We start from the raw sequence: 19,377 nt of genomic DNA on the forward strand, positions 1-19,377 counted from the left end.
CTTCGAGCGCGCCTACCGGTGAGTTTCCCCGAACGAACAAAACGATGTTGGTGGCGGCGAGCCACGACATTCGCTCCGGACGGCTGTCTGAGAAGTATCGTAGCCACTGCACGTCGTTGCACACCTGATCGCCAGAGTGGTCTGCGATCAGCGTGTACATCTTGCAGTTGTTACGATACTCTCGGCACGGTACCGTTGGTCTATTATGAAACGGTACGCTCGAGAGAGCCCCATACTGACCGGTTCAGAATTTCACGTTACTCGACTCCGAGCCAGAGGATGCGCCACGAGCTGTTCGGACTCCGACTCGGGACTCGAAAACCGTTGTGACAATGGCCCGGTCAGACGAGGCGCTGTCCGGCAGTTCCGGCGCGACCGCGATCCGTCCTGTGATTCCAACCAAGATCTCGGTACAGTAGATCGGATCAGTCGTGGGGATGGAACCGCTTGGTGGCACGATCGACGGCCTCGGTCTGGCCGAGGAACGTCACGCGGTCGCCATCGCGGAGTTCGTGATCGCCCGTTGGGACTTCGGTCGTGCCGTTTCGGTGGGTGAGCAAGCCGACGATGACGCCTTCTGGGATCTCGGCGTTGAGATCGGCGATCGTCTTGCCGACGAGGTCCGTGGCCGTCACTTCGATCTCCTGGACGTCGCCGGTGCGACCGAGTTCGTTCATCCACGCCGAGAGCGACGGTCGCTCGAGGACGTTCTCGAGCGACCACGCGGTCGCCATCGAGAGGTCGATCGCGTGGACGCCGAGCGATTCAAACGCGCCGACGTTGTCGGGCTGGTTGACTCGCGACGCGACCTCGCCGACGTCGAAGGTCGTCTTCGCGAGCTGGCACACCAGCAGGTTGACGTCGTCGTCCGGCGTGGTCGCGATGACCGTCTTCGCGTCGTCCGCGCCCGCGTCCTCGAGAACGTCGGCATCAGTACCGTCGCCCTCGAGCGCGCGAAGACCGCGTTTTCGGGCTTTCTCGACCGCACCCGGATCGTGATCGACCAGCAGTACGTTCTCTCCGTCCTGTTCGAGTCGTTGTGCGAGCGAGAGGCCGACTCGGCCCCCGCCGACGATTATCGTGCGCATTGGTGACACCTCGAGGGAGTCCGCGATCTGTCGTGCGAGGCCGGCCTGGAGGACGACCGTCGCGAAGATGATGAGAAAGACGGTGCCGGCGAGTAGTTGGGCCTCCCGTGGCCGGCCGATCGCCTGCAACTCGACGGCGAACAGCGTCGCGACGCTCGCGGGAATGATTCCGCGCGGGCCGACCGCAGAGAGGAAGAGCCGCTCGTTGTGCGTAAACCGCGCGTCGGTCGTCGAGAGGTAGATGACGGCCGGTCGGAGTACTAGTGTGATCGCGACGACGATGGCGAGACCGGCCAGTCCGAGCGCGCGCATGTCCGCGAAGTCGATCAACGCCGCCAGCGCGACGAAGACAAACGAGAGGACGACGACCGAGAGGTCGTCGAGGAAATCGATGATCTCCTCGTGGGAGGGGAGGTCGACGTTCCCGAGGACGAAGCCGGCCATCGCGGCGGCGGCGATTCCCGTTTCACTGGCGATCGTCTCGGCGCCGGCGTAGGCGACGACGACGCCCGCGAGGACGATCAACCGACCGTGAAGCGCTGCCGCACAGGGTCGCGAGCGTGCGCGGTCGAGTACCAGCCACACGGCCCCAGCGACGAGCGCGCCGACCGCGAGGCCGACGAACAGCCGCATCGCGAAGTCGCCGACGAGCGCGGCCGGCGTCCCGTTCCCGGCGACGAAGACCTCGAAGATGACGACGACCAGAATCGCCGCCGTGACGTCGTTGATCACACCCTCACCCTCGAGAACGCTCGCAACGTGATCTCGGACGGTGACGACCTGCAGGATCGGGCCGATCACCGTCGGCCCGGTCGCGATCAACAGCGCGCCGACCAGGAGACCGACCTCGAGGCTCGTCTCGAGGAAGACGACGACGGCGGCGGCCGTCCCGAGCCACGTGATCGCGGCGCCGACGGTGACGAGGCGAGTGAGCGCCGTGGGACTCTCGCGGAGTTTCTCGAGGCGGAGGTGGTAGCCGCCCTCGAAGAGGATGATCGCGACGCTGACACCAACCATCGCCGAGAGGCCGCCGCCGAACGTCTCCCGGGAGACGAGTCCGAGCATCTCGGGACCGATCGCGATTCCGGCGACGATCAGAAAAAGGACGCTCGGAATCTGCAGTCGGTCCGCGAGGACGCGGGAGGCGACGCCGAGGGTGAGCACGAGCGCGACGGTGGCGACGAGCATCATGGCCGTCGTTGGGTCGAAACGCCGAGTTCAGGCACACGCAGTGCGAGCAGTTCGAAACGGTACTGGCGAGGCGCCACTGAACTCAGTCACCTCCGTCGGCGGCTGGCTGGGAGTCCATGTCGTCTCCGCCGACCGATGTGACGACCTGATAGAGGATCATCGATGCGACGGCGAACGACGAGCCGACGAGTAAGAAAACGCTCACCAGATCGAGCGCGCCCGTGCCCAGCCAGTTCGCGAGTTCGGACAGCGCGATTCCAGCGCTCGCGAGCACCATCATCAGCCCGAAGTAGACGATCACGTCGTCCTCCTCGACGATCGTGGTCGCCGCCGAGCCGATCCGCGCACCGAGTGCGCTCCCGACCAGCAACAGGGAGACGACCGTCAGGTCGACGCTGCCGGACATGCCGTAGGTGAACGTCCCGAACGCGCCCGAGAACAATCCGGCGAAGAGGCTGGTCCCGACAGCGGCCGAAAGCGGCGTCCCGATCAGGTAGTAGATCGCGGGCATGCGGATGAAGCCGCCGCCGACGCCGATCAGCCCCGAGACGAGGCCGACGCTCCCCCCAGCGCCCGAAATCGTCCACAGCGACGCCCGGCCGCCCGACGTCAACGAGATCATCGGCGGAACGGTGTACGACTGGATCTTCTGGCCGATCGCCGGAATATCGTCGTCGTCGACGTCCTCTTCGTCGCCCTCGCCGTCGGGGTCCTCGGCGTCCAGATTTGCGGCTCGGCGCAGGAACAGCGCGCCGATCCCCCCCAGCAAGACGACGTACGCGACGCCCGTGATGAGGTTCGCAACGCCCAGCGCCTCGAGGCCGAACACGAGCCGACTGCCGAGTTCGATCCCGAGTGAGAGGACGACGAACAGGATCGCACCGAGTTTGTAGTCGACCTGGCCGATGTCGTAGTGTTTCAAGACGGCGATCACGGAGGTCCCGAAGTAAAACGCCAACCCGCTCCCGATCGCGACGGAGGCGGGGTAGTCGAGGATCAACAACGTCGGCGTAATCAGGAAGGAACCGCCCATCCCGAAGAATCCGAACAACACCCCGACCATGAAGCCGAAGCTCACGAACAGCACCAACAGGGTCAGGCTAAGTCCCAGTATCTCCATTATCGTGCGTCTGTGATCGTTTCGATCAGTGGTGTTGCAACTCGCTCGAGGACGCCATAGCCGGCGTAGAGGGCGACCGCTTGAACGAGGATGACGCCCACGAGGAGCGTCGCCTGTATCGGTGCGGGGAGCGCCACGGGTTCGATCATCCCCTCCACCTTCCGTCGGCGTTCAGTTGTGTGCGGGTCATGGATTTCTACTCACTCTCTTCTACCCGGAGGGCATGTATAACGCTTTTGGGACTGGTGTACAATATTACTGCAAGATATGGCACCGCTATCCAACGAGAATATCTGTATACGTTATGGAGATATCGACGGCCCAGAGATGGCCTGATTTTCGCCGCCATTTCCTTTCATGCGCGTGATACGTGTTTGGGCACGGTCGCTGTCCGGACGGTCACCGTTGGGACGGCCACTGTCGCGACATTCGATCACCTCGTGACGGTATCGAACGAACCAATATGGTGTTCTCGACAACTGTTACTGAATCACGGCCGAACGACCCCGGGGAACGATCTACAGAAAGTTCGACGGAGATATCCGTCTCGAGGCGGCGCTATATTGGGATACCCAAACAATATTATACCGTCGGCCCTTACTACCGGTATGAAAGCGGTACTCGCCACCGACCTCTCGGCCGCCAGCGAGGCGACCATCGAGAACGAAACCTGTCTCGAGTGTTTGAGTCGGATCGGCGTCGACGAGATGCACCTCGTGACGGTGATCCCATCGAACGTCCACGCGGGCATGCCCGGAATCGACTTCGAGAAGCGTCGTCGAAATGCGATCAGTAGCTACGAGCGCGTCATCGAGGCCGCCGGCTTCGACGTCGAGGTACACGTCGTCCGCGGGACACCCCACCGACGCATCAGGGGGATCGCGGAGACGGTCGGTGCGAGCATCACGGTCGTCGGCTCGCGTGGGAAAAGTCCCCTCGAGAACCGCGTCATCGGCTCGACGGCGCGCAACCTCGCGCGGACGACCGAGACGCCGCTGCTCGTCAACAGAGTCGAACGCGAGGCCGACGAACCGTCCGTCGTCAGACAGCACCTCTTCCAGCGCATGCTGTACGCGACTGACTTCTCCGAAAACGCCGAGCGTGCCTTCGAGACGTTCTCCTATCTCCGCCACGCGACCCAGGAGGCGACGCTCGTCCACGTCGAGACGCCCAAGGATCCGGAACCGTCGGACAGTGCGGACCCCGAAACACGGCTCGCATCGCTCGCCGACCGGCTCGAGGAGTGGGACATCGACACGCGAATCGATGTACGTCAGGGCGACCCCGCCGACGAAATCCTCGCCGTCGAAGACGCCGTCGACCCGACGACGATTCTCGTCGGCTCGCGCGGGCACAGCCGGCTTCGCAGGCTGTTGCTCGGCAGCGTCTCCGAGGATCTCGTCGCTCGAGCGAACGGAAACGTGATGCTCGTTCCACCAACCTAAGACGGTCTGACAACTGGTGACGCTCCGGATCCCCCGGCACACTCGAATAACGGGCCCCTGGGGCGGCTACACGAAGACCGATGCCGTGTGGAACGGACCGTGATGTGGCTGATCAGTTGGCTCCCGTTCCAACTGCTCGTCGTCGGAGGATAGCTCGTGGACAGAGCCGCCGGTCGCTCTGTGGACGCCGAAGATTCGGTACTCGAGGAACACAGGTGCGGCGCCAACCTCCTCAGGCGAAGAGTCCGAACGGCGACGCGAGCAACCGAGACGCGACGAGTGATCGCGAGGGGGCGTCACTCGATCAGCCGACGGTCAGCACTCGATCGGACGACGTCACGACCTCGAGGAGATCCGTCATCGTCGACATCGGACAGAATTCGCTCTCCTCGCTGTTGCGGAGTTCGAGACAGGTCCCACACGCCTCGAGATCACCACCAGCGTCGACGAACGCCGCCATTCGGTCGCGTACGTCGAACTCGTCGTCGGTGATCTCCTCGGCTTCGACGCCCTCCCCGAGGAGAAACACCGACACCTCGTGGCCATCCTCGAGGGCCGTGATCCCGAACCGGAACGCGTTCCAGGCACGTTCTGGATCCGCCGTCTCGAGGACGATTCCGATACTGTCAATCTTTGACCGCTGGGAATAATCACTCATATATTGTGGTGTTCCTACAACACCATAAAACGCTCGACTGCTCAACTGTGAGAGTGGAATCGGCGGAGAACGCCCGGTTGCGAAGCGAGATCTCTACTCCGCCTGAACCACGATATTCCCGATTTCGGTCCGTTCGTAGGGGGTGAAACTGTACACCGCCATCTCTTAGCTCGCAACGGCACCCTCGAGTGACAGGCCAGGAGAGACACAGCTGAGAGACGGCATCTCGAAGTTCAAATTGTGTTTCCACCACAATACTAAAATGCGTTCGGCACGAAGGAATACCAATGACCGACGACGTGGACGAACCTATGGAGACCGAGACGAACGCATCGCAGACGCCGGTTCGACTCGAGGACACAGCCGATGCAACGGCCCTCCTCGAGACGTGTGACCTCGTATTACTCGAGTTCGTCACCGACGGGTGTGGGATCTGTGCGTCGATGGAGCCGGTGCTCGGATCGGTCGCACGGAGCGCCCCAGGCACAGTTGGGATACTCAATGCCGGTCACGCGCTCGACCTCGCCGAGGAGTTCGACGTTCGGCGCGTCCCCACCCTCGTCGTGGTGAAAGACGGCGAGGAGGTCGATCGGCTGGACGACGGATTTCAGCCCGCCGAGACGCTCGTGGAACTACTCGAGACACACACGTGATGCATAAGAGACTGGCTTCGGATCCCCCAGATCGGGAACGACGTCGAATTCGAGAGCAAGCATCTCGAGCAGTCGCTCGCGCGAACCGAATCGGTACCGTGACAGATCCTCGAGTTTGTCCGGGCGGTCGCGTCGTCAGCCGTCGAAACGGAGCAGACGTAGGCCGATCAGACTGACGAGGACGGTCGATCCCTCGTGGCCGATGACGGCGACCGGGAGCGGAATCCCGGCGGTGAGAATCGCGATCACCATGATCGCGATCGCTCCGAACGCGATGGCGAAGTTGATGTACAGGGTTCGTCGCGTCTCCTTGCTGAGTGCGAACGCGTACGGCAGTCGATCGAGTTTGTCCGACATGAGGACGATATCGGCCGTCTCGAGGGCAACGTCGGTCCCGGCGCCGCCCATGCCGACGCTGATATCGGCCGTCGCGAGCGCGGGTGCGTCGTTGACTCCATCGCCGACCATCGCGACGGCCTCGTGGCGCTCTTGGAGCGCCTCTACGTGGGCGACTTTTTCCTCGGGAAGCAACTCCGCGTATACCTCGTCAATCCCAAGTTCCTCGGCGATATACCGGGCGACCCGTTCGTTGTCCCCGGTGAGCATGACGAGCTGTTCGACGCCGCGCTCGCGGAGTTTCTCGATCATCTCGGCCGCGTCGGGCCGAATCGTGTCGGTGAACGCGAGCCAGCCGAGAACGGAGAGCGGGTCGTCGACGGAAGCGCCGTCAGCGGATTCGCTAACGACGAGGACGCTCGTCTTCCCGTGGGCCTCGAGGTCACGGACGACCTCGAGTCCAGCCGCTTTGCCGTCGACCGGCCGTCCGTCTAAGACGGTTTTGACGTATCTCGGATTGCCGATGTGGATCGTCTGCCCGCCGACAGTCGCATTGACGCCCTTTCCGACGACTGCCTCGAACTCGGTCGCGGCGGGAATCTCGAGCGAGCGGTCTTCGGCGGCTTCGACGGTCGCCTCGGCGAGGTGGTGTTCCGATCGGGACTGGACGGCCGCGGCGAGCGCCAGCAGTTGATCGTCGGTCAGCGTTCCGTCTTCGGCCGACCCGTCGAACAGGTCGCTCTCGAGGGAACCGCCATCGGTGACGGTAAACGCGTTCTCGCGGGCGGTCACGTCAGTGAGTCGAGTGTTCCCCTCGGTCAGCGTTCCGGTCTTGTCGAACGCGATCGCATCGACGTTCCCCGCCGTCTCGATGTGCTCACCGCCTTTGAACAGGACACCCTGTCGACCGCCGGCGGAGATCGCCGAGAGAACGGCCGCCGGTGTCGAGATGATGACCGCACACGGCGACGCGGCAACCATGAGCGTCATCGCCCGGTAGAACGTCGGCTCGAACGTGTGATTCAGGACCGTGAGTGGGACCACGATCGCGATCACGGTCATCGCGAAGACGCCGAGAACGTAGGGCTGTTCGAACCGATCGATGAGTTGTTGGGTCGGCGCTCGCTTCTCCTGGGCCCGCTCGACCATGGCGATGAGTCGGGAGATCGCCGACTCCGTGGCCGCTCGAGTGACCCGTATCTCGAGACTGCCCGTCTCGTTGATCGTCCCGCTGTACACCTCGTCTCCCGGTTCCTTCGATACGGGGACCGACTCGCCGGTGAGCGACGACTGATCGACCGTGCTCTCGCCGGCCTCCACGACACCGTCGAGCGGCAGTCGATCACCGGGGCGAACGACGAACACGTCGCCGACCTCGACCTCGTCGACGTCGGTCGTTACTTCCGTCCCGTCCCGGAGAATCTGGGCCGACTCCGGTCGCATCTCGACGAGCGACTCGATCGCGGTCCGCGAACGGCCGATGGCGTACTCCTCGAGGACTCCAGACAGCGAGAACAGGAACAGCAACATCGCCCCCTCGAACGGCGCGCCGATGTAGAGCGCACCGAGTGCGGCGACGATCATCAGGAGGTCGATCTCCACTTCGGGTACTCGCAGCGCTTCGACGCTCGCTTTGAATCCGTCCCAGCCGCCGAAGACGTAGGCGGCCCCGTAACAGCCCCAGACGAACCACGATGGCGCACCACTCCAACTGCCCAGGAGTCCACCAGCCATTCCGAGAAACGTGAGAACGACGAAGAGCCCCTGGCGCTTGATCTCCAAACGCTCCACTAGCGCCGTTGGCTCATCGATGGTGGCTGACGCCGGACTCGATTGCGCCTCCATACGGGACATTTGAACGCATCTTGGATAAGCGTTCACGAAATTGTATCAGCGTGGGAACGGCTGGTTGTACCCGACGATAACAGCAGGATCGATACCCGTCCAACCGTCAGTATTGTATGTTCCGCACAATTTATCCGTGTCGAGTCCGTACGGGGACTAGATGAGTGACTCACTCGAGGATGAACGGGAACGGATTCGCGAACGAAAAAAGCGAGATCTTCAGCAACGCCTCGACAACGAGGACGCACTGGGTGAGGTGACCACCGAAACGACACCATCCGAACCGATCTCGATCGAGGGCCACGCCCATCTCGAGGAGGTCATCGAGGAGTACGACGTCGTCCTCGTCGACTGCTATGCCGACTGGTGTGGTCCGTGTCAGATGCTCGAGCCGACGATCGAGACCCTAGCCGAAGAGAGCGAGGCGGCGGTCGCGAAGGTCGACGTCGACCGTCACCAGCGACTGGCCCAACAACTGGGTGCACAGGGTGTGCCGACGCTGATCCTCTATGCCGGTGGCGAACCGGTCGAGCGGACGGTTGGTGCACAGAGCAAGGGCCAACTCGAACAGCTGATCGATCGACACGACGACCTCGAGTAAGCAGAGATCGTCCGCCTCCCAATCGGCAAACGGATCGTTGGCGTCTTCTCCATTACCGTAATTTTGATGGTGTGTCAATCGTTCAGCCGTTGTGATTTTTGTCAGTTCCAAGAGTATTGAGATAGAATTAATAGAATTCATACACCTATCCCAATTTATCTCCATTTCGATATTATATCACAGTCCCGGTTTGCACGGTGGATGAACCGAGATCGACCCCTTGACCGCTCGAGTGCAATCGCTAGTAGATACGAAGAACGAAAGTCGGGAAACACCCCGTCAGAAACGGTGTGCTCCTCGTTTCGGTTTCGGGATCGACACCAGGTGGACGAGACCGTTTCACGAGGATTCGAACCGCCGGTCGCCGAACTCGAGTGGTTTGGATGCGAACCACTAACTGGCTGTACATCAGCCTTCACCATCCAGCGTTAGACAACTTCTCGATATCGTTCGACAACATATCAGTAGAGATCTTTGGATTAGAAGTCGTCACTTCCCTCTGATGGATCGACCATCCAGCCTCGTAATCGCTGTGGTGGCTCCGCTCACTCTACGACGTCGCGTCCGACCCAGTCGCGACACCTGCTGAATCACTATCCCTTTCCTCGATACTCATCGACAGATCACTCCGACTCGCCCCCGGTCCTACCTAAACACGATTCTCACCGAGAGAGATACCTTTAAGATGTATTCGCCATACGGTGTGCATACAGATGACACAGTCGACGGTAGCACTATGCTTCGACTTCGATGCAGTCTCGACATGGCTGCACACGTTCAAAGCCCACGACAGTCCAACGAAACACTCTCGAGGCGTTTTCGGTGCAGAGGTCGGTTCACGACGAATTCTCGACGTGCTCGACGAGGCTGACGTCCCGTCGACGTGGTTCGTTCCCGGCCACACCGCCGATAGCTTTCCGGACGCGGTTGAAGCCGTTCTCACGGACGGCCACGACGTTCAATCACACGGGTGGTCACACACGAACCCCTCGGAGTACGAGTCGAAAGCGGACGAACGTGCGGACCTGAAACGATCTATCGCGTCCCTCGAGTCGCTCACCGGGGAGACGCCGTCCGGTTACCGCTCTCCGTACTGGGACTTCTCGCTACACACGCTCGAACTTCTCCAGGACCTTGGATTCGAGTGGTCCTCGAGCTTGATGGGCCGCGAGTTCGAGCCATACCACCTCCGCGAGAACTGGAGTGCTAATCCGGACGAACCCTACGATCCGGGGGAGCGAACGGACGTTCTCGAGTTCCCGGTTTCGTGGTATCGCGACGACTGGCCGGCGTTGCAGTTCGTTATGGGCGCCTCCTCGCAAGGCCCACGACCGGACGAACAGGCGTTTTTCGACGCGTGGCGTGCGCAGTTTGACTGGATGCACGAACACGTCGACGGCGGCATCTTCACGCTCACGATGCACCCACAGATAACCGGGGTTGCCCCGCGTCCTGCGTATCTCGCGGAACTCATCGACCACATGGCGTCGAAACCCGACGTAACGTTTCGGACGCTGGATTCGATCGCGACGGATATCCGATCGTAACCCCGGTATCGATCCTCGCTCGAGGGCTTCATACGGTTTACTGTAACTCAGTTCCGGCGCAATCGCAACCCGGGCACCGGCAAATTGGTACAGGAATCCGTATCAGTTGATTGCGATTCGAATTGCGCTATTCGACCGTCAGTCAACTGGTGAACCCGCCGTCGACGACGAGGTTGTGGCCGTTGACGTACGAACCCGCGTCACTCGCGAGAAACAGAGCAGCAGACGCAACTTCGTCCGGTTTCCCCTCCCTTCGAAGCGGGATTTCGTCTTCGAACTCGCCAGCGGCATCTTCGTCGACGACGAGTTGTGCGGTCTCGATGACGCCAGGACTGATTGCGTTGACGCGGATCCCGTTCGGTCCCTGTTCGGCGGCGAGTTCGCGCGTCAGGTTCGCAACTGCAGCCTTGGAGGCACAGTACGCCGAGGCATTTTCGTAGGCGCTCAGACCGGCGATCGACGACATGTTGATTACGCAGCCGCCGGACGGCTGGTCGTTCATCACGCGGATCGCGGCCTGACATCCGAAGTAGACTCCGCCGACGTTGACGTCGATAACGGCGTCGTAGGATTCCTCGCTGACCTCGGTTATCGGACTCTGATCGCCCCAGATTCCCGCGTTGTTCACCATGACGTCGAGCGATCCAAACCGATCGACTGTCTCGGAGACAGCGTCGGTGATCGCGTCGGGGTCGCTGACGTCGGTTTCGACGAAGCAGGCGTCGCCGCCCTCCGACCGAATGAGGTCGTGTGTCGGCCCTCCTCCTTGCCGTGGTGTCTCTCGAACGTCCGCAACCGTCACCGCCGCCCCCTCGGCTGCAAAGCGCGTCGCGATCGCACGGCCCATACCGGAGGCCGCGCCAGTAACCAGTGCCGTCTGATCGGCTAATCGTTGACCCATACAGAAAGAGACGGGTACCGAGTCATAATCCTTGTGTCCCGTTTCACTCGGATCGTGCACCGATCGGTCTGTCTCGGTCAGGACTCGAAGAGGTCTTCAAGTACGCGATACAGCACCTCGTACCCCCTCACCACTTCAGAAAGTTCGATACACTCGTCGTACGTGTGTGCTTGATCGAGTTCGCCGGGCCCCCACGTGATCGCTTCCATCCCGGCGTCGTTGACGAGGTTTCGGACGTCGGTCGAGGCCTGGATCCCCCACGGTTGTGCTGGAACGTCCGCGACCGCCGCCGAGTGGTCGCGAACCACTTCGGCCAGCCGACTGTCGACCGGTATCTCCGCGGACTCGTAGGTTCGCGTCCGTCGCCACGTCGTTTCGATACCGTGATCCACTTCGACGGTCGCGAGGATCTCGTCAATTTCGGAATCGATTTGCTCAGCGGTTTCGGACGGAAGAAAGCGACGATCAACCGTGATCGTCGCCGATTCGGGAACGACGTTCTCTTTCGTTCCGGCTTCGAATTCGGTTACCGTCGCGTACGAACAGCCGAGAAGATCGTCCTCACGCGTTCGAACCTCGGCGTCGTACGTCTCGAGGGCTTCGAGTACCGGCCGAGCATTTGAAATCGCGTTCGTGCCGTGGTCCGGCCGACTGGCGTGGGAAGGGTCACCCGCGACCGTAATCTCGTACCATGCCAGCCCTTTTTCGCTGGTTGCCGTTCGTAGCGAGGTCGGCTCGAGAACGATACCGTAGTCTCCCGTGTATTCCGCTTCGAGGAGCGTCTTCGTCCCCGGTTCCGCGGTCTCTTCACCCATCGCGGCGTGAAAGACGACTGTGCCTTCGAACTCGCCAGCATCGACCGCCGTTGCGATGTCGACGGTTGCGAGCATCGCGACAGCGACCCCAGCTTTCATGTCCGCGCTGCCGCGGCCGTAGAGTACGTCGTCTTCGATCGTCGGCTCGTAGGGTGGGTTCGACCACTGATCGCCGTCACCCGCGGGGACGACGTCGATGTGTCCGTTGAGGACCACCGTCGGATCCCCCTCGCCGACCCGGGCGGCCACCTGTGGTCTTGCTGCGTTCGGTTCGTCGACGAGCACCGACTCTATCCCTTCCTCGCGAAACCAGTCGTCGATGAACTCGGCGGCTTCACGCTCGTTTCCCGGCGGGTTTTCCGTCTCGATCGAGACGAGACTCGTGAGCAGTTCGGTTATCCGGTCTCTGGTCTCGTTCGTCATGAACGTCCTCCGCATGTCCCCGTTCGACGACGGTCGATACTGGTGGCTTGCTCCCAATCGAACGTTCTCATACACAGTGTAGATCGTGACAGGCTATGATAAACATTGTGACGATGCGGGCGGGCGATCGTTCTCTCGACGCCTTACCAGCGTGGCATTTCCCCTTATCAGGAGCGGCCGAGGCTCTCGAAAGATCCTGTCGCACCTATCGACTCCCGAAGTTGGGGATCACTCGTCCGACAGTATCTCGCGCGTCGCATCCTGCAGGACGCCGAGGGCGACTGTCGCCTCGTCGATCTCGATGTGCTCGTCGTATCGACCGCACTGGACGCTGTCTCCTGGTCCCCAGGTGATAGCTGGGACGTCAGTGTGATTGACGAACCATCGTGTGTCGGCGGCCCAGGGCCGCCCCGCTGGCTCGGTTGGAACGTCCGCGGCGGATGCGGAGTGTTTGCGAAACACTTCGGCCGGGTAGGAATCGTCCGCCGCGTCCGTCGACTCGTAGGAACTGACGCGTTCCCACTCGAGGGCTAGATCGTGTTCCCGTTCGACTTCTTCGAGGATGGCGTCCACCTCTTCGTCTATCTCTTCTCGGGTCTCGGTCGGGAAAAATCGCCGTTCGAGGCGAACGGTCACCTCCTCCGGGATCATGTTTCCGGTCAACCCACCCTCGATCTGCGTCAAGTTCGCGTATGCCGGTCCGACGAGTTCGTTCGTCTGAGTCCGAAGCTCCTCGTCGTACTCGAGCAGACGCGTCAACAGTGGGTGAGCCTCTTCGATCGCGTTTCGACCGGAATCAGGGCGGGCGGAGTGGCCCGGTTCACCTTTGACCGTGATATCGTACCACGAGAGACCTTTGTGGGATGTGACGGTGCGCATCCGCGTTGGCTCGAGAACAACGGCGTAGTCGCCGACGTAGCCTTCGTCGATGAGACCCATCGTCCCAGGATCGCCAGTTTCCTGTCCAACGGGCGCCTGAAAGAGTATCGACCCCGCGAGCTCCCCGGATTCGATCTCGGGTTTGAGGTCCCTCGCGGTCAACATTGCGAGGGTGACACCGAGTTTCATATCCGCGCTGCCTCGTCCGTAGAGTTTCCCGTCCTCGATCTCGGCTGCGTACGGTGGGTGTTCCCACCGGCTCGTATCGCCGGCGGGATACACGTCGGTGTGGCCGTTGAGAACCAGCGTTGGATCTCCAGAGCCAACTTCAGCGACGACCTGAGGACGGTCCTCGTACGGTTCGTACACCAGTTTCGCGTCGATATCATTGTCCTCGAACCAGTCGACGATGAACTCCGCGGCGGGTCGTTCGTCTCCGGGGGGGTTCTCCGATTTGATCGAAACGAGGTCGGCGAGCAGATCGGGAATCTCCTCTGCCGAACTCGGCTCTCTCTGCTGAGACATGCAATATCTTCAAAGACGACGTGACAAATTAAACGTTTCCCAATGTGGGAGTACTCAGATTCGGTGACCAACAGGATTCTACGAACGCCGTACTCTCGAAGCGGGTGTCGTTGTGTCGGAGTAAGGTGGGTCGATCGGACTCGAGCCTACAGTAGCGTACTCGAGACAGGAAAGAGAGTAAAACCGGCGTCAGGATTTGAGGAAATCCTCGAGACTGGCGACCTTATCCACAGCCAATACGGCGACGATGGCGATGAGGATGTAGATACTCGCGATAGCCGCGATGAGCGGCGAAATATCGCTCCTGATGGCGGTGTACAGCATGACCGGGAGCGTTACCGTGTCCCGTGTCGTGATCAGGAGGCTCACGACGAACTCGTTCAAGCCGAGGGTGAACATAATGAGCGCTCCAGTGATGATGCCGGGTAACAGCTTGGGGAACGTGACGTACACGAAGGTTTGTAGCTCTTCGGCACCCAGATTTTTCGCGGCATTCTCGGTCTCCTTGTCGATGGCGTTCACTCGCGAGTTTACGCTCCATAGCATAAACGGCAAGTTGATGATCGTCAGTGCTAATCCGATGGTCCACGTATCACCGTAGATCTGCAACTGACCGAAGATAGTGGTGAAGATAATACCCGACACGACCAGCGGGATCATGAAGGGGAGCAAAAGATAGATCTGCAGTGGATTTCGCCACCTGATGTCGTACTTTATCATCCCGTAGGAGGCGAGTGTCCCCACGGGAATACCGACCAGCGTGCTGATCGTCGCGACCTGAATACTTCTCACGAAGGCGTCGATGAACTCCGTCTGGTACGGAATCTGGGAGTACCAGTACAGAGAGAGCGAATCCGGCGGAAACGAGACGGTCGACCCTCCCTCGAACGACGCGACGAAGATCACAGCGGTCGGGATCAGCAAGATCACCAGATTCACCGCGGTGATAAACCAGAGGAACGGGTGTTTCGTCGGTAATACACGAGAAGCCCGGTGTATTCGATCCATCGTGGAAAGCGATCGTCCGCTCATCGGTCACCACCTGAGTTCACGTTGAGCGTTCCGATACCGATCTTCGAGAAGATGAGCAGTACGAGAATCGACGTACACGCCACCAGCGCGAGACTCATTACCGCGGCGAGCGGCCGATTACCGACGAGGAAAATCGTCGAATAAATCGCGTTGGCGATGAAGTTGACCCGGCCTAAGCCGAGTATCTCGGGAACGGCGTACAGCGTCGTGGAGATGGTAAAGACGACGATCGTCGCACCAGCGATTCCGGGCATCGCGAGCGGAATCACGACGTGGCGAAACATGTCGAACGTATTCGCACCCAGGTTCTGGGCCGCCAGCTCCATCTCTCTATCGATGGATTCGATCGCGGGTGCGAGCATGAGAACGGCGTACGGGATCATGATCTGGAGAGCACCGATGATGACCGCTGGAACCGTCCCAAGAAACCGAATCGAGTCGAGTCCGATGCTCGTCAGCACGCTGTTGACGAGACCGTTCTCACCGAGAATCACCAGCCAGCCGTACGCTCGGATAACCAGCCCCGTAAAAAACGGAGTGAAAACGCTGATGAGCAGTATCTTTCGAACGGTCGCCGATTCGACGCGAATCGTGAGGTAGGCGTAGGGAAACGATAACGTCACGGTGAGTACGGTGATAATCGCGCCGAGACCGAGCGTACGAACGAGTACGTTCAAGTACGATGATGTCGCGAAGTCCGTCCAGTTTTCGGTGGTAAACTGGCTGGTCAACCCCTGAACTGAATCGTAGAACAGGAAGCTGTCTCGGAACAAAAGCACCAATCCGGCCGCGAGAAAGCCGATCAACAGAACGCTGGGAAGCAAAAACAGGTATCCTACCCAGTTCGGTGGTGATCGGTACAATCCGGTCGGCAACTTGGACTTGAGCGCAATCACCCCGTCCTCGATGCGTCTCGTATAGCCGCTGGTATCAGTAGCCTCTAATCGGGCCATGTTAACCCAACTCTTCCGCTAATTCATCATAAAGCTAGCCATCTATCCGAAATCAGACACGTGGGTCGACGTCTCGAGCGCTACTTTGGGAGAAGGTCGGGCGCGATTTACAGAGAACCGCACTGCCGGGTGGGATCAAACGAGTTTGCAACGCCGCCAAACGGCCCCGTTCGGTACTTGCCCGTCAACGCCCGACTCGACGCTTGATCGTCAGCGACGCTCGTCGTCTCCTGGGCCCTGTTTATCGAGCAGACGTACGTTCTCCACAGTGTATCACTACAGTAACAACTGAAACGATTCACACACTGATCGCCGATCGGTCTGGCGATCAGGTGTCCAAGACCTGCAGTGGCTACTATAGGCAAACCGAACTACGGAGCTTACGTTCCAATAATCTCGTTGAATCGGCTGACCATGTACTGTCGATGTCTTGCGTAGGTCATCGGGTCGATATGCCAGAGATCCTCGATCTGCTCTTGTGTCGTTGGGAACGCTGAATCGTCAGCCATCCACGAAATCTCTTCGGGAACCGATGTGTTCTGGTTGAGCATCGGTGATTGGAGTTGCCGAAACCACTCCTGTTGGACGTCGTCTCTCATCGCATAGTTCATGAATACCTGCGACCAGTAGGCTTCGGACTCGTTTTGGCCACCAGGAACGTAGAATCCGTCCGTCTGGTAGGTGGACCCCTCCGGTGGAAGGTACCAGTCGACGGGTTCGCCCTCGTCTTTCTGATTGGCGATATTGTTCGGCAAGAAGTGTGTGAGTGAGATCTCACCGTCGGTCAGCCCGGTCGTAAGCGGCGGATCCGATCCGACGAGCCCGACGTTCGGACTCAACTCCTCGAGCATCTCCCACATCGGTTCCATCTCGTCCTGGTCCATGTCCGGTCGCAGGTCCACGTCGGCGACGTGAGCTAACGGTCGAAAGAGTCCGGTTGCGTTCTCGTAGAGACCGATCGAGTTTTCGTATTGGGAATCCCACCAGTCACTCCACGATTCTGGGAGTTCCTGATCGTTCTGCTCGAGTTGGTCCGAGTTGTAGTTGATCGGGTACGTGTATCCGTACATCGCGACGTACGGGATGTGGTCGTTGTCGGGTATGTGTTCGTCCGGAATCTGGGGTCCGATCATATTCTCGTAGGCGGGAATGAGATCCGGATTGAGGTTCTGAGTGTACCCCTGCTGAAACGCGCTAAATCCCATTAGGCTCTGGGTCCAGACCACGTTGACCGGTGGTTCTCGATCCTGGTCGATGGCCTCCATCACCTGGTTTTGAATCACCTGGAAGTTGGTGTTGTCGTATCTCACCTCGATACCGGTCTCCTCGGTGAAGGTTTCTGCGATGGAGTTTTCGATCGATTCCTGCCAGTTCCCACCCCACGCGCGCATCGTGATCGAGTCTGGCTTTTCTGGTTCGCTATCCGGGTCGACCTCTGTACTAGTTTCATCATCCTCGTCACCGCCCAGACATCCGGCAATCGATAGCAGTCCAGCCGTCGAGCTGATTGTGAGAAACCGTCGCCGGGAGTGGTTGTAGATCGAGTTGGATACCGTGCTCTCGCTTCGAACATCGTTGTCACCTTGTGACATGGGATCTACCCGAACGGATACGATGGCGGTATAAAACCTTTTCCATGAATGTGATATAATTACTAGCTGGAGAATGTGTCGACGAACGAAGAACGTGAGTGATTCAGATGCAACCTCAGCGCTCAAAGGCCATCACGTCGGATCGGTTCCATCCAACCAGTACCTCATCACCGCGGTCGATCATTTGCGCACCGCGATTGTACGCACTCGTCGACCGAATAATTTGGTCACTCCCGTCGTCGAATTCGACCGCGTATAGGACCTGATCACCACGGAAAATCGTCTGGCTGACCGTTCCACTGTAGACGTTGTCGACGTCTAACGTTGATCGTGAGACGCAAACGTCTTCGTAGCGGATGGCCACGTCGACGATCGAATCTGCTGTCACGCTGTCCGTACTGAGACACTCGGTCGAAAACTCGTTCGTTCCGATATTCACTGTCGCTACGTCTCCGTCGACTCCAGTGACCGTTCCGTCGAGCATGTTCGAGTCGCCGACGAAATTCGCAATGAAGGGAGTTTGCGGTTGGGAATATAGCTCCTGTGTGGTCGAGAGCTGTTCGATATGTCCCTCGTTTACCACGGCGATTCGATCCGCCATCGTCAACGCTTCTTCCTGATTGTGGGTTACGTGTATCGTCGTGACGTCGGTTTCCTCGTGGATTCGCAACAGCTCTTCGCGCATCGTGTCTCGGAGCTTTTTGTCCAGTGAACTGAGCGGCTCGTCGAGAAGGAGTAGCTCCGGCTCGAACGCGAGTGCCCGCGCGATAGCGATTCGTTGTCGTTGACCACCAGACAGTTCGTTCGGCTTTCGGTCCTGATAACCGGGAAGCTCTACCAAGTCCAACATCTCTTCGACGCGACTGTCGATGATATTCGGGTCGAACCGTCGCATCTTCAGCGGGAAGGCGATGTTTTCGTGGACGGTCATATGCGGGAAAAGCGCCATCCCCTGAAAGACCATCCCGATGCTCCGTTCGTATGGAGCCTTCGTGGAAATGGGCTCGTCGTCGATGTATATCTCTCCGTCACTCGGTTGAATAAACCCTGCAATCAACTCGAGTAACGTACTTTTCCCCGCACCGCTTGGACCCAAAAGCGTCAGAAACTCCTGTTCCTCGATCGAAAACGAGACGTCATTAACCGCGACGACGTCCGCAAAACGTTTTATCACTCCGTCGATACGAACTTTTTCGACCGGTAGCGACGAGTGCTCGTCTGCTCGAGTCGTGGCCATGTGTAGACCCAATTCCAATCCACGTATAAATAGTTACTGCGACATCTGCTTTGGCCTCCGGTCGATGCCCATCGTCCGGTGATGTGAATTATCAAACTGTCTGTTGTCGATAACCACGCCCTGAATTGACGCGGTTGGTAATGGCACACAAATTATGGTTGTCTATACGACGGACTTTTTTTCGGTGTATTGCTGTGTCTCGGTCGAATAGAGCGGAACTCGACTAACGCTCAATCGGTAATCGAGATGGAATTGACGACGAACGGTTTGGGAACTCGAGTGGTTCTGGTTCCCAACTAGCACAGTATGGGTACCGTTAGAAACTGGAAGAGCCACTGAGAGGGCCGATGCCCCCGGTATTTTGCTTCACAACACGAATTTTGATAGTCCCGTAACTACGGGCACGAAAGGTGATTAAATCTACGACCAGAGTCGGAAGAAGATCGAAGTATAATCGAGTACCCACTCCTAAAATAGATTGTACGCGAGGAATTCGGAGTTCGACAGGGACGGAGTACCGAGAACGATTCGGCATT

The 19,377-nt window shown here is 59.5% G+C and carries 16 protein-coding genes; 4 read left to right on the forward strand and 12 right to left on the reverse strand.

What is annotated here, in order from left to right:
* Positions 1–425: 425 nt before the first annotated feature.
* The 3 genes from AB7C87_RS18220 to AB7C87_RS18230 form a co-directional block, all read right to left on the reverse strand.
* A complete protein-coding gene (locus AB7C87_RS18220) occupies positions 426–2,276 on the reverse strand; it encodes a cation:proton antiporter domain-containing protein (RefSeq protein WP_369730967.1) in 1,851 nt (616 codons plus the stop codon).
* 85 nt (positions 2,277–2,361) lie between these two features.
* Positions 2,362–3,399, reverse strand: a complete 1,038-nt coding sequence (locus AB7C87_RS18225; protein ID WP_369730930.1) for a sulfite exporter TauE/SafE family protein — start codon at positions 3,397–3,399, stop codon at positions 2,362–2,364.
* Positions 3,399–3,548 (reverse strand): DUF7512 family protein, encoded by a 150-nt coding sequence (locus AB7C87_RS18230; protein ID WP_369730931.1) that lies wholly within the window; start codon positions 3,546–3,548, stop codon positions 3,399–3,401. The genes AB7C87_RS18225 and AB7C87_RS18230 overlap by 1 nt, the downstream gene beginning before the upstream one ends.
* Before the next feature lie 459 nt (positions 3,549–4,007).
* Here AB7C87_RS18230 and AB7C87_RS18235 point away from each other — a divergent pair, with 459 nt between their 5' ends.
* Entirely contained in the window at positions 4,008–4,844 is an 837-nt protein-coding gene (locus AB7C87_RS18235) for a universal stress protein (RefSeq protein WP_369730932.1), read from the forward strand.
* 304 nt (positions 4,845–5,148) lie between these two features.
* On the opposite strand, the gene AB7C87_RS18240 is transcribed toward AB7C87_RS18235, so the two are convergent.
* Positions 5,149–5,502, reverse strand: coding sequence for a DsrE family protein (locus AB7C87_RS18240; RefSeq protein ID WP_369730933.1), 354 nt, complete (start codon positions 5,500–5,502; stop codon positions 5,149–5,151).
* Positions 5,503–5,789: 287 nt separating this feature from the next.
* On the opposite strand from AB7C87_RS18240, the gene AB7C87_RS18245 reads away from it, so the two are divergent.
* Positions 5,790–6,155, forward strand: coding sequence for a thioredoxin family protein (locus tag AB7C87_RS18245; protein WP_369730934.1), 366 nt, complete (start codon positions 5,790–5,792; stop codon positions 6,153–6,155).
* A gap of 135 nt (positions 6,156–6,290) precedes the next feature.
* Here AB7C87_RS18245 and AB7C87_RS18250 read toward each other — a convergent pair whose 3' ends face one another.
* On the reverse strand, positions 6,291–8,336 hold the full coding sequence (locus AB7C87_RS18250) for a heavy metal translocating P-type ATPase (RefSeq protein ID WP_369730935.1): 2,046 nt from the start codon (positions 8,334–8,336) through the stop codon (positions 6,291–6,293).
* A gap of 160 nt (positions 8,337–8,496) precedes the next feature.
* On the opposite strand from AB7C87_RS18250, the gene AB7C87_RS18255 reads away from it, so the two are divergent.
* Positions 8,497–8,937, forward strand: a complete 441-nt coding sequence (locus AB7C87_RS18255) for a thioredoxin family protein (protein ID WP_369730936.1) — start codon at positions 8,497–8,499, stop codon at positions 8,935–8,937.
* A gap of 713 nt (positions 8,938–9,650) precedes the next feature.
* Positions 9,651–10,484, forward strand: coding sequence for a polysaccharide deacetylase family protein (locus AB7C87_RS18260; protein ID WP_369730937.1), 834 nt, complete (start codon positions 9,651–9,653; stop codon positions 10,482–10,484).
* Between the two features lie 142 nt (positions 10,485–10,626).
* Here AB7C87_RS18260 and AB7C87_RS18265 read toward each other — a convergent pair whose 3' ends face one another.
* The 7 genes from AB7C87_RS18265 to AB7C87_RS18295 all read right to left on the reverse strand — a co-directional run bounded on the left by AB7C87_RS18265 (position 10,627) and on the right by AB7C87_RS18295 (position 18,841).
* Positions 10,627–11,385: an SDR family NAD(P)-dependent oxidoreductase gene (locus AB7C87_RS18265; protein WP_369730938.1), complete on the reverse strand. Its 759-nt coding sequence runs from the start codon at positions 11,383–11,385 to the stop codon at positions 10,627–10,629.
* Positions 11,386–11,462: 77 nt separating this feature from the next.
* Positions 11,463–12,623, reverse strand: coding sequence for a M20 family metallopeptidase (locus tag AB7C87_RS18270; RefSeq protein ID WP_369730939.1), 1,161 nt, complete (start codon positions 12,621–12,623; stop codon positions 11,463–11,465).
* 228 nt (positions 12,624–12,851) lie between these two features.
* On the reverse strand, positions 12,852–14,027 hold the full coding sequence (locus tag AB7C87_RS18275; protein WP_369730940.1) for a M20 family metallopeptidase: 1,176 nt from the start codon (positions 14,025–14,027) through the stop codon (positions 12,852–12,854).
* A 189-nt stretch (positions 14,028–14,216) separates the two neighbouring features.
* The gene (locus tag AB7C87_RS18280) at positions 14,217–14,957 is read right to left on the reverse strand and encodes an ABC transporter permease (protein ID WP_369730941.1); all 741 of its coding nucleotides are present in this window, start codon (positions 14,955–14,957) and stop codon (positions 14,217–14,219) included.
* A gap of 98 nt (positions 14,958–15,055) precedes the next feature.
* Positions 15,056–16,012, reverse strand: a complete 957-nt coding sequence (locus tag AB7C87_RS18285; protein ID WP_369730942.1) for an ABC transporter permease — start codon at positions 16,010–16,012, stop codon at positions 15,056–15,058.
* 380 nt (positions 16,013–16,392) lie between these two features.
* Entirely contained in the window at positions 16,393–17,604 is a 1,212-nt protein-coding gene (locus AB7C87_RS18290) for an ABC transporter substrate-binding protein (protein WP_369730943.1), read from the reverse strand.
* Positions 17,605–17,719: 115 nt separating this feature from the next.
* Positions 17,720–18,841: an ABC transporter ATP-binding protein gene (locus AB7C87_RS18295; RefSeq protein ID WP_369730944.1), complete on the reverse strand. Its 1,122-nt coding sequence runs from the start codon at positions 18,839–18,841 to the stop codon at positions 17,720–17,722.
* Positions 18,842–19,377: the final 536 nt, after the last annotated feature.

The organism is Natrarchaeobius versutus (assembly GCF_041205745.1).
GTDB classification, from domain to species: Archaea; Halobacteriota; Halobacteria; order Halobacteriales; family Natrialbaceae; genus Natrarchaeobius; species Natrarchaeobius versutus.

Bases quoted from the DNA above. Each gene is read 5' to 3' on its own strand.
- AB7C87_RS18220 (WP_369730967.1), bottom strand. From the start codon at position 2,276: ATGCTCGTCGCCACCGTCGCGCTCGTGCTCACCCTCGGCGTCGCCTCC.
- AB7C87_RS18225 (WP_369730930.1), bottom strand. From the start codon at position 3,399: ATGGAGATACTGGGACTTAGCCTGACCCTGTTGGTGCTGTTCGTGAGC.
- AB7C87_RS18230 (WP_369730931.1), bottom strand. From the start codon at position 3,548: ATGATCGAACCCGTGGCGCTCCCCGCACCGATACAGGCGACGCTCCTC.
- AB7C87_RS18235 (WP_369730932.1), top strand. From the start codon at position 4,008: ATGAAAGCGGTACTCGCCACCGACCTCTCGGCCGCCAGCGAGGCGACC.
- AB7C87_RS18240 (WP_369730933.1), bottom strand. From the start codon at position 5,502: ATGAGTGATTATTCCCAGCGGTCAAAGATTGACAGTATCGGAATCGTC.
- AB7C87_RS18245 (WP_369730934.1), top strand. From the start codon at position 5,790: ATGACCGACGACGTGGACGAACCTATGGAGACCGAGACGAACGCATCG.
- AB7C87_RS18250 (WP_369730935.1), bottom strand. From the start codon at position 8,336: ATGGAGGCGCAATCGAGTCCGGCGTCAGCCACCATCGATGAGCCAACG.
- AB7C87_RS18255 (WP_369730936.1), top strand. From the start codon at position 8,497: ATGAGTGACTCACTCGAGGATGAACGGGAACGGATTCGCGAACGAAAA.
- AB7C87_RS18260 (WP_369730937.1), top strand. From the start codon at position 9,651: ATGACACAGTCGACGGTAGCACTATGCTTCGACTTCGATGCAGTCTCG.
- AB7C87_RS18265 (WP_369730938.1), bottom strand. From the start codon at position 11,385: ATGGGTCAACGATTAGCCGATCAGACGGCACTGGTTACTGGCGCGGCC.
- AB7C87_RS18270 (WP_369730939.1), bottom strand. From the start codon at position 12,623: ATGACGAACGAGACCAGAGACCGGATAACCGAACTGCTCACGAGTCTC.
- AB7C87_RS18275 (WP_369730940.1), bottom strand. From the start codon at position 14,027: ATGTCTCAGCAGAGAGAGCCGAGTTCGGCAGAGGAGATTCCCGATCTG.
- AB7C87_RS18285 (WP_369730942.1), bottom strand. From the start codon at position 16,012: ATGGCCCGATTAGAGGCTACTGATACCAGCGGCTATACGAGACGCATC.
- AB7C87_RS18290 (WP_369730943.1), bottom strand. From the start codon at position 17,604: ATGTCACAAGGTGACAACGATGTTCGAAGCGAGAGCACGGTATCCAAC.
- AB7C87_RS18295 (WP_369730944.1), bottom strand. From the start codon at position 18,841: ATGGCCACGACTCGAGCAGACGAGCACTCGTCGCTACCGGTCGAAAAA.